Annotated in this window: 10 protein-coding genes; 2 read left to right on the forward strand and 8 right to left on the reverse strand. The window is 50.6% G+C overall.

Features of this window, described 5'->3' with window-relative positions; translation table 11 throughout:
* Positions 1–175: 175 nt before the first annotated feature.
* Together mioC and ubiG are read right to left on the reverse strand one after the other, a co-directional pair.
* Complete coding sequence (gene mioC, locus K0J45_RS19670; RefSeq protein ID WP_220043784.1) at positions 176–616, reverse strand: FMN-binding protein MioC; 441 nt, start codon at positions 614–616, stop codon at positions 176–178.
* 130 nt (positions 617–746) lie between these two features.
* Positions 747–1529 (reverse strand): bifunctional 2-polyprenyl-6-hydroxyphenol methylase/3-demethylubiquinol 3-O-methyltransferase UbiG, encoded by a 783-nt coding sequence (gene ubiG / locus K0J45_RS19675; RefSeq protein WP_220043785.1) that lies wholly within the window; start codon positions 1527–1529, stop codon positions 747–749.
* Between the two features lie 237 nt (positions 1530–1766).
* On the opposite strand from ubiG, the gene K0J45_RS19680 reads away from it, so the two are divergent.
* A complete protein-coding gene (locus tag K0J45_RS19680; protein WP_220043786.1) occupies positions 1767–2735 on the forward strand; it encodes a nucleoside hydrolase in 969 nt (322 codons plus the stop codon).
* A 37-nt stretch (positions 2736–2772) separates the two neighbouring features.
* Here K0J45_RS19680 and K0J45_RS19685 read toward each other — a convergent pair whose 3' ends face one another.
* Positions 2773–3414 carry a LysE family translocator gene (locus K0J45_RS19685; RefSeq protein ID WP_220043787.1) on the reverse strand — a complete coding sequence of 214 codons (642 nt, stop codon included), beginning with the start codon at positions 3412–3414 and terminating at the stop codon, positions 2773–2775.
* A 210-nt stretch (positions 3415–3624) separates the two neighbouring features.
* Between K0J45_RS19685 and K0J45_RS19690 the strand changes: the two genes are divergently transcribed.
* On the forward strand, positions 3625–4314 hold the full coding sequence (locus K0J45_RS19690) for a sulfotransferase (protein ID WP_220043788.1): 690 nt from the start codon (positions 3625–3627) through the stop codon (positions 4312–4314).
* Positions 4315–5234: 920 nt separating this feature from the next.
* Here the strand turns inward: K0J45_RS19690 and mnmE are convergent.
* From mnmE to rpmH, 5 genes are all read right to left on the reverse strand, one after another.
* On the reverse strand, positions 5235–6596 hold the full coding sequence (gene mnmE, locus K0J45_RS19695; protein ID WP_220043789.1) for a tRNA uridine-5-carboxymethylaminomethyl(34) synthesis GTPase MnmE: 1362 nt from the start codon (positions 6594–6596) through the stop codon (positions 5235–5237).
* A gap of 104 nt (positions 6597–6700) precedes the next feature.
* Positions 6701–8329: a membrane protein insertase YidC gene (yidC, locus tag K0J45_RS19700; protein ID WP_220043790.1), complete on the reverse strand. Its 1629-nt coding sequence runs from the start codon at positions 8327–8329 to the stop codon at positions 6701–6703.
* A 3-nt stretch (positions 8330–8332) separates the two neighbouring features.
* Positions 8333–8587: a membrane protein insertion efficiency factor YidD gene (gene yidD, locus K0J45_RS19705; protein WP_011867657.1), complete on the reverse strand. Its 255-nt coding sequence runs from the start codon at positions 8585–8587 to the stop codon at positions 8333–8335.
* A complete protein-coding gene (rnpA, locus tag K0J45_RS19710; protein WP_220045366.1) occupies positions 8554–8910 on the reverse strand; it encodes a ribonuclease P protein component in 357 nt (118 codons plus the stop codon). The genes yidD and rnpA overlap by 34 nt, the downstream gene beginning before the upstream one ends.
* A gap of 15 nt (positions 8911–8925) precedes the next feature.
* Positions 8926–9063 (reverse strand): 50S ribosomal protein L34, encoded by a 138-nt coding sequence (rpmH, locus tag K0J45_RS19715; protein WP_011867659.1) that lies wholly within the window; start codon positions 9061–9063, stop codon positions 8926–8928.
* Positions 9064–9504: the final 441 nt, after the last annotated feature.

Raw genomic sequence — 9504 nt, forward strand, 5'->3', positions numbered from 1 at the left:
AGATCCCTTACTTATCCACAATGTGGATCTTGGCTGTCGAGGTGGGTTGAATAATGCAGAGTTAGATCAGATCAAAATAATACCTTATCCACATATTTATCATTTTGGATCGTAATTTGTGGATAAGGTAGATCTAATCTGTGGGTGAGATCGGTGTGAAGAGGGAGGAGGGGATCTAAAGCTTATCTTGCCAGCCGCTCAACCACGCCTGGGCGGGCTCTTCGGGGATGGGATCGTATTGAACATCGATCTGGATCTTATCCACATAGACTTGTGCACCGCAATTTTCCATCGCCTCGATCAGTTTTTCCGGCCCCAGACAAAAGGTGTCGTAACTCGAGTCGCCTATGGCGCATAAGGCGTATTTAGTCCTGCTCAGATCCGGCTTTTTACTGTCGATCTCATCGAAAAATGGCTGCAGATTATCGGGCAGATCGCCTGCGCCATGTGTCGATGAGACGATCAACCACAGGCTCTTGGGATCCAGATCGCTTAGTTCGGCCTTAAGATGTACCTGGGTTTCGTGGCCCTGATCATCCAGTTGGGCGGCTAACTCATCGGCGACATACTCGGCGCTTCCCAAGGTGGTGCCGACAATTAGTTCAATTTTTGCCATTATATTTCCTAAATTCAAATAGTTAATCTAGCTAGACAAGCGATGCTGTCAGCAGGCTGATTGCTGCCATCATAAGCCAATTCTTGGCGTTGGTCTTCTCTGCTTGCTGCATTTCGCGAGCAGAAGGGGATTAGGCCTCTAAAAGCCCAGGTATAGGCTTACTGGCGTAGAGCAGATAGTTGACCGCCGAATTGCTGGTGATCTTCCAGCGGCGGGTGAAGGGATTAAAGGCCATGCCCTCGACCCCTTTGGTCGATAATCCATGGGGAGTGAGCATTTCGTCCAGCTCTAAGGGGGTAACGAAGTGGTGCCAGTCGTGGGTGCCTATGGGGAGGTAGCGCATGATGTACTCGGCGCCTATTATGCCGATGAGATAGGATCTTAGGGTGCGATTGAGGGTCGCCATCACCAGGAGACCGCCTGGTTTTAACAGGTCACAACAGGTGGCCACCAGCGCCGCCTGATCCTCGACGTGTTCGATCACCTCGGTATTTAAGATCACATCATATTGAGGCTGATCCCTTGGAAGATCGCTGGCCAAGCAATGGCGATACTCTATGGGGATCGACCAGCTGTTAGCGTGGCGGTGTGCCAGAGTGATGTTATGTTCGCTGGCGTCTATGCCCGTCACCCGGGCACCCTGGCTGGCCAAGGGTTCGCACAGCAGGCCGACGCCGCAGCCTATGTCCAATAACGACAGTCCGTCGAAGGGGATATCCTGGGTGAGATCGCGACCAAAATGGCTGGCGATCTGATCTTCTATGGCCGTGAGCCGGGTCTGATTGAAGCCGAGCACATGCTTAAACTTGCCGTGGGGATCGCGCCACTCCTTGGCCAGTGCGTCGAACTTGGCGATCTCCGTTTGGCTATCTATCTGGGTCTTGAAGCGGCTCAGTCGGCTTTTATCTAACATGCTTTAGTTTCTTAATTTAGTTTCTTAATTTGGTTTCTTAACTTAGTGTCTTAATTTAGTTTTTAATCTGTGGCGATACTGGCGGCTACATCCTAAGGGGCTAACCGCAATTTATCTCTGTATTATAGATGATGCCCCTGGCGACTTTGGTGAGCTAAAAGCTGGATCACGTTAGTTTGGCCGGGGGCAGGCTAAGCTTGTCTCACTTTATACGTCTGCTTAAGGAAGTGAAGTTCAATGGTGCAGAAAATTATTTTAGATACGGATCCAGGCATAGACGATGCGATGGCGATACTGTTCGCCGAGGCGCATCCTGGTATCTCGCTCGAGGCGATCACCTGTGTTTATGGCAATGCCACGATAGATAATGCCACGGCCAACGCGCTATTTTTAAAGCAGAAATATGGGCTAAAGGCGGATGTAGTTAAGGGCGCCGATAGGCCTCTGGTGAGACCGCCGGTGGGGCCGACGACCATAGTCCATGGCGAGACAGGCTTTGGCGATTTTCATGCGCCTAGCGTCAAAGATCTTCAGGCGGATCCCAGACCCGCCTATCAATATATTATCGATAGCGTGCGGGCTCAGCCCGGCGAGATCACCCTGGTGGCAGTCGGGCCGCTGACTAATTTAGCCCTCGCTTTACAGGCGGCGCCGGATATTGTCGATCTGGTGAAAGAGGTGGTAGTGATGGGCGGCGCCTTCGGTGTCAATGGTCACAGGGGCAATGTGACGCCTTATGCCGAGGCCAATATTCATGACGATCCTCATGCGGCAGATCTGGTCTTTACCGCGCGTTGGCCTGTGACCATCATAGGCTTGGATGTAACGCAGCAGAGCTTCTTTACCCGTGAGTATCTCGATGAATTGCGTGATGCGGCTGGGAAGCCGGGGGAGTTTATCTGGACCATTAGCCGCTTCTATCTCAAGTTTTACTCTCAAAAGCTGGGGCTGGAAGGCTGCCATGTGCACGACCCATCGGCCATTGCCTATGTGATCGATAAGAGCCTGTTTACCCTGAGAGACGGTCCGGTTCGGGTGGTCACCGATGGGCCGGCCGAAGGCCATACCATACAGAAATTTGATGGTCGTCAGTATCCCCACGACGAGTGGCACGATAAGCCGTCTCAGCGTATAGGGGTTGCGGTGGAGGACAAGCGATTGCTGGCCCTCTATCGGCAGACCTTAGTGGACTATGGCAAACGTTGATTATGGTAAGAGTGGGCTAATGCCGGCGTGAAGCGCCTTAGCCCACGCTTTGTAGCTGGGAGGCCAGCAGCCAGATGGCCAACAGGAAGAAGATCAGCCCCATAAACTTATTCTGATTGGTTCTGAACTTCTCGTTGTCGAGCAGATTCTTGCCCAGACTGCCAACCAAGGCCACCAGCAAGAGATTAAAACTCAGCCCCATGATGTTGAGCACTAGCCCCAGGGCCAGCATCTGCTCAGTAGAGCTGGCAGTCAGTTGACTGGAGACAAATTGGGGCAAGAAGAGCACGAAGAAGATCAGTGCCTTAGGGTTTAACAGGTTGCTGATCACCGCGCGGCGATAGAGCTGCCTGGCTAATTTTTTCTGCCCGGCGATCTCCGGCGCCTGACTCGGCGCGGCGCGCATACAGTCCCAGCCCATCTTCAGCAGGTAAAGACCGCCGGCTATTCTTAATACTTCTAGTGCAACCGGGTTGAGGGCGATCAGCGCCGATACCCCCAGCGCCGCCAGCAGGGTCAAGATCAGTCCCGAGGTGGCATTACCGAAGCTGGCATAGACGCCTACCTTCTTGCCATAACTAAGACTCGAACTGGCGATGAGTAACATATCGGGCCCAGGGATAAGGAGTAGGGCGATAACTGTGGTTAAATAGAGGGGAAGCAGTGCCAGATCTATCATGGTGTATCTACAAAAATGCCGTCTTGGGTCAAACAAGGCGCGGATTGTACAGGGTTGAAACGAATTTAACAGTGATCTCCTAGTGAAAGCCGCCTCTGGCTTGGCAGCTAGGCTTTACGCTTGTGAATAAACTGCCTAATACTCTAAAGTCTGTTTTCCTGCCAAGGTATTTTCACTATACTGCGCCTCCAATTGTACCGAGCCATATCTATGCAGCCTCATCAGTCCGCACCGCCTGCAAGACCCACAAGTAAAGTCTTCATCATAGGGTTGCCGCGAACCGGCACTACAAGCGTCAGTGTGGCCCTGTTGGAGATGGGGCTCAGGGTGGCGCACCAGGCCTTTACCAAACAGGCCGTTATTCTCGCCGATGCAGTTTCCGATGCGCCGTGTTTTAGTGATTATCGTCAGCTGCATAGCCTCTATCCGGACGCTAAATTTGTCTATCTCGATAGGCCGTTAGATGCCTGGGTGCCTTCGATGCAGATGCTGCTGAGTCGAATGTTGGTGCATCTTGATCAAGAAAGAGGGCGTTTTCACCCTCTGCTTAAGCGCAGTTTCGGCCATATCTTTGGAATCTATCGCGTAGCCGACCCTATGGATGCTGAGCATCTAAAGACTTGTTATCAAGTGCATAAGCAGCAGGTGTTTGATTATTTTCATCAAGATCAGGGGCTCGCGCAGCAGTTCTTGAGTTTACAGCTGGAAGACCCCCTGAGTTTGCCACGATTAGCCAACTTCATTGGGGGGGATGCTCAAGTCGATAGTTCTCAACTTGCTTTTCCTCATCTCAATCGGGGGCGCAATGTCGCCAGCTGGGATGAATATAAGCATGAGCTAAAGATAAACAGCAACTTGGCTGGGCCTGAAAATCGCAAGTATTTCAATTATAAAATTTAGATCAGCGATTGCTTAACTAATAGTTTTCTCGTTTGGTGCTGCCGGCGCTATTATCCCGGGTATAAGTCTACCGACAATCGTTGCTCTGACGATTACATTGCTATCTATAGCTCTGCTCTATCTATAGTTCTTCTCTATCTAGTTCCTTTCTACCTCTTCTCTACGAGAGGCTAAATCTGCCTAGTTTCACGTGGAACTCAGCTATCAAGGAGCGAGAGTGATCTCTGCCGGACATAGCTGGCCAGGCTTGGAACATCTGGTTCAAGTTTGGGGATCTAAGTTTGATAGGAGCTTAGGTTTGAGAAGATCTCAGACTGGCCGAGCTAAGTTTAAGATCAGGCCAATTCAACGTAATGGGGGTTAGGATCTTAAGCTGATATCAGCTATCTCAAGGACAACAAATGGAAGAAGTGGATCACCTGAGTCGCCAGGGGAAATCTGGCCTAAAACCTGGGGAACGATGCCCGTGCGGGATGCGCGTCAGGTATACGAAAGTCAGTTTAGTGGGAGAGGATGCTCGCCCGGCGATCCCAAAAGATCTTATTCAAAATTGATGACATGCTTTTGAGTATAACTTTTTGGTTTAGATCCCATCGCGGGATCTAAATTTAGCAGCTCGTAAAACAAGCAAGACTAAAAAGTAAATATAATCAACAAATTACATGATAAGTTAAGTTATGCACCACTTTTGATCGCAAAGTGAATTACTTGTTGATATCTCTGTTGATTAATTCGATCGCCATCTTGGATGTTTATGCACCAAAATGAGGAAAGAGCCCGCTGGGATCTTTCACTTTTTGTTTAAATAATCTTCTCTGGATACGGCAAAGGCCCTAGCCTTAGGCTATCTGTAGAGAGCAGCATAAATGGCTGTTTGAAAAACGCTCATCTATAGTGCAATAAGAGATCAATAAGTATGCTTATTTGCCGATACAGAACGAGCCGAAGATCTTGCCAAGCAGATCGTCTGAGGTGAACTTTCCGGTGATTTCCGACAGTGCCAGTTGACACATGCGTAGCTCTTCTGCCAGGAGCTCACCCGCTTGATAGACCTCTAACTGTTCCTGACCCAGTGCCAGATGACTACTGGCGAGCTCTAATGCCTCTAGGTGGCGACGACGAGCCAGGAAGCCGCCCTCGAGGTTGCTCTGATAGCCCATCAGGGACTTAAGGTGCGCCTTGAGTTCATCCACGCCCGAGCCCGTCTTGGCGGACAGGCGGAATACCTTGTGGCCCTGCTCGTCGGTGGCGTCTAACGACTCACCGGTCAGATCCGCCTTGTTGCGCACCACTGTCACTCCAAGGTTTTTGGGCAGGCGATCGATAAAGTCGGGCCAGATATCATGGGGATCGACGGCGTCCGTGGTGGTGCCATCCACCATGAAGAGCACCTGATCTGCGGTCTCTATCTCGGCCCAGGCGCGCTCGATCCCTATCTGCTCTACCGTGTCTGTGGTGTCGCGCAGGCCGGCCGTGTCTATGATGTGTAGCGGCATGCCGTCGAGATGAATATGTTCTCGCAGCACGTCTCGGGTGGTGCCGGCGATTTCCGTGACGATAGCCGACTCTTTGCCCGCCAAGGCATTGAGCAGGCTGGACTTGCCCGCGTTGGGACGACCGGCGATCACCACCTTCATCCCTTCGCGTATGATTGCGCCTTGTTTGGCACTGGACTGCACCGAATCGAGCTTGGTGATGATCTTGCCAAGTGAGGCGGCAATCTTACCGTCGGAGAGAAAGTCCACCTCCTCGTCGGGAAAGTCTATCGCGGCCTCCACGTAGAGACGCAGGTTGGTTACCTGATCCACCAGCTCGTGGACCTGAGTGGAGAACTCACCCTGTAGCGAGTTGAGCGCGCTCTTGGCCGCCTGTTCACTGGTGGCATCGATCAGATCGGCAATCGCCTCGGCCTGGGTCAGATCAAGCTTGTCGTTCATGAAGGCCTGCTCGCTGAATTCCCCCGGCTTGGCGATACGCACACCATCGATATCCATGACACGCTTGATCAGCATATCCAGCACCACTTGGCCACCGTGGCCCTGGAGCTCGAGCACATCTTCGCCGGTGAAGGAGTTAGGCCCCTTGAAGTAGAGGGCGATGCCTTGGTCGATCACCGCGCCATTGGCGTCCTTGAAATCACAGTAGTCGGCATAACGAACCTTAGGCAGATGCCCGAGTACCGCCATGGCTACGTCGCTGGCCTTGTCGCCAGAGACCCTGATGATACCTACGCCGCCGCGGCCTGGTGCGGTTGCTTGTGCCACGATAGTATCTGTCGTCATTACTGTGTTTCCTGAGCTGATGGAGTGAAAGCTGTCTTCATTAAAAAGCAAAAAGCGGTCAATACTGAGTATCCGACCGCTTTTTCATTAGTTGGAGCTAGAGGTTATTTTAACCCTTTTTTCTCCAAACCGGCATAGATGATCTTCTGCTGAGTGATGGCCACCAAGTTACCGACCAACCAGTAAAGCACCAGACCCGCTGGGAACCAGAGGAAGAAGACGGTAAAGATAACCGGCATCCACTGCATCATCTTCTGTTGCATAGGATCCATGGTTGGCGCCATAGGTTGCATCTTCTGCATCAGGAACATAGAGACACCCATCAGCAGCGGCAGTACATAGTATGGATCTTGTACCGATAGGTCGGTGATCCAAAGCATGAATGGCGCGTGACGCAGCTCGTAGCTTTCCAGCAGTACCCAGTAGAGTGCGATGAAGATAGGCATTTGCAGCAAGATAGGCAGACAGCCACCCATAGGGTTCACTTTCTCTTTCTTGTACAGTTCCATCATGGCCTGACCCATCTTCTGACGGTCATCGCCGAAGCGTTCTTTCATGTCCTGCAGTTTAGGTTGCAGGTTACGCATCTTGGCCATAGAGGTGTATTGCGCCTTAGTCAGCGGGTACAACATACCACGTACGGTCAGCGTAATTAGGATAATCGCCACACCCCAGTTACCCACGAAAGATTGATAGAACATCAACAACCAGTGGATTGGGATTGCCAGCCACCATAGGAAGCCATAGTCAACTACCAGGTTTAGCGATTCAGAGATGGCCGATAGGGCTTCTTGGTCCTTAGGACCCACGTAGAATTGGGCGCTAATAGTCTGCTGTGTACCAGGTGCAACATCATAGACGGCACCGCGGAAACCGATATTGGCCAAGCCGCCGGCGCTTACGCTAGAGAAGATGGTGTTTTGATCGTTTGCTGGTGGTACCCAGGCTGATACGAAGTAGTGTTGCAGCATGGCTGCCCAACCACCTAGGGTCTTCTTGTCCAGGTTCTTGTCGGCCATATCTTCGAAGCTGTACTTCTCGTAGCGGGTATCTGCTGTCGAGAAGGCGGCACCGCGATAGGTCGGCATCATCATGCTGCTTTCGCTTTTCTTGATGCTGTGCTTGATCTGACCATACATCTGCACCTGTAGCTGTTCGGCTGAGGTGTTGTTGATGCGATATTCAACGCCAACATCAAACTTGCCTCTGTGCAGGGTGAACACCTTAGTGTAGGTCACGCCATTGTCGGCAACATAGGTCAGTGGGATCTCCAGGATATCCTGGCCATCGGCTAGGGTATAGGCCTGTGACTGGCTGCTAAAGTGGGCACGGCCCTTAGCGCTGCTGTCGATGCCGTTACGGCCAATCAGACCACTCTGAGAGATGTAGTAGATGTCTTTGGTTTGCTGCAGCAGGACGAAAGGTTCTTCCTTGTCTTGCTCAAGCTTATGACCCACCAGAGCAGAGTAGACGATATCGCCACCCACTGGGTTAATTTTCAGGGTCAGTTGGTCTGTCGTGACGCTAATGAGTTCTTTAGAGGCGGCTACTGCTTCTGGAAGAGCAGCGTCGGCATCGGGAACGTCAGCACTGTGCGCATCTGTGACGGTTGAAGCTACAACTGAAGATTCAGTGGCAACCGGTTGCGGATTTTTGTCTGTTTGCCATTGCTGCCACAGCAAAAAGCTGACAAAAAGCAGACCGATGAGCAATATATTGCGTTGAGATTCCATAGCCTATTTATTACACCTGTTATTTTTTGGAGGGACGGGATCTTCACCGCCCGGATGTAAAGGGTGACATTTTAATACGCGTTTCCCTGCAAACCAACTCCCTTTCACAAATCCGTGCAATCGAATCGCTTCGAGCGCGTAATTGGAACATGTGGGGTGAAAACGGCACTTTGGCCCCAGTATAGGGCTGATAAAGATTTGGTAGCCTCGGATCAGCTTAGTGGCTAGCCATTGTAACGGCGACTGAGCTTGCGCCATAACTTCTCTACCAGTTTGTGCAATGCTGCATTATCCATTTCCAATACACCGTTTCTGACGAGCACGACGATATCGAGCGGCGGTAATTCGTGTTGGTGCAAACGAAAACTGTCGCGGATGATACGTTTAACTCGGTTGCGCTGATTGGCTCGCTTAACATAACGCTTTGCAACAGTTAATCCAATACGAGGATGCTGTAACTCATTAGGGATGGCGAGTAAGGTTATTTCAGCTGAAGAAGCTTTGATGGGATTGGAGAATACAGATTTGAATTGCGCGGGAGTTAACAGACGTAACTCCCGCGTAAAGGTATAGCTGGTCACTTGCATTTCTACTTATTAAGCAGAAAGACGAGCGCGACCTTTTGCACGACGACGTGCGATAACCTTACGGCCACCAACAGTAGCCATACGAGCGCGGAAGCCGTGAGAACGCTTGCGCTTCAGGTTGCTAGGTTGAAAAGTACGTTTACTCATTATGGCAATCCGTCTTTGTTAGGTGAATAAACCTTATCCCTATAAAAGAGGTAAGGGCAAAAAAGAGGCCGAATTGTAATCACTTTAGTTAAGCCCGTCAACAAGCAAAACCCTCAAGTGGGTAAAATCTGCCTCTATATCTTCTTATCAAGTTATCCTTACACACTATCTAGTGTGGATAACTCTGTGAATGGCCACTATATCTTGTGGATCTAGTGATCATTAGCCAGATCGAAGGTCGCCAATTATAGATCGATCTGGATCGCTTAATAAAGCTGAGTTTGCTGCTTTGTCAGATTATTTTGATCGTTAAGGATCGTTTTGGATCTGCGTATATAAATAAAGATGATCTTACTGGGGATAAATCTATTTAAAGGATAGCGATCCTAGTGATCTCGCTATAGAATACACCTCTTTTGTATGATCTTTTGGGGATAAGTA

This window comes from Shewanella alkalitolerans (genome assembly GCF_019457575.1).
In the GTDB taxonomy this organism is placed as follows: domain Bacteria; phylum Pseudomonadota; class Gammaproteobacteria; order Enterobacterales; family Shewanellaceae; genus Shewanella; species Shewanella loihica.

Excerpts from the sequence above, each read along its gene's own strand:
- mioC (WP_220043784.1), bottom strand. The coding sequence starts at position 616 with ATGGCAAAAATTGAACTAATTGTCGGCACCACCTTGGGAAGCGCCGAG.
- ubiG (WP_220043785.1), bottom strand. The coding sequence starts at position 1,529 with ATGTTAGATAAAAGCCGACTGAGCCGCTTCAAGACCCAGATAGATAGC.
- K0J45_RS19680 (WP_220043786.1), top strand. The coding sequence starts at position 1,767 with ATGGTGCAGAAAATTATTTTAGATACGGATCCAGGCATAGACGATGCG.
- K0J45_RS19685 (WP_220043787.1), bottom strand. The coding sequence starts at position 3,414 with ATGATAGATCTGGCACTGCTTCCCCTCTATTTAACCACAGTTATCGCC.
- K0J45_RS19690 (WP_220043788.1), top strand. The coding sequence starts at position 3,625 with ATGCAGCCTCATCAGTCCGCACCGCCTGCAAGACCCACAAGTAAAGTC.
- mnmE (WP_220043789.1), bottom strand. The coding sequence starts at position 6,596 with ATGACGACAGATACTATCGTGGCACAAGCAACCGCACCAGGCCGCGGC.
- yidC (WP_220043790.1), bottom strand. The coding sequence starts at position 8,329 with ATGGAATCTCAACGCAATATATTGCTCATCGGTCTGCTTTTTGTCAGC.
- yidD (WP_011867657.1), bottom strand. The coding sequence starts at position 8,587 with ATGGCGCAAGCTCAGTCGCCGTTACAATGGCTAGCCACTAAGCTGATC.
- rpmH (WP_011867659.1), bottom strand. The coding sequence starts at position 9,063 with ATGAGTAAACGTACTTTTCAACCTAGCAACCTGAAGCGCAAGCGTTCT.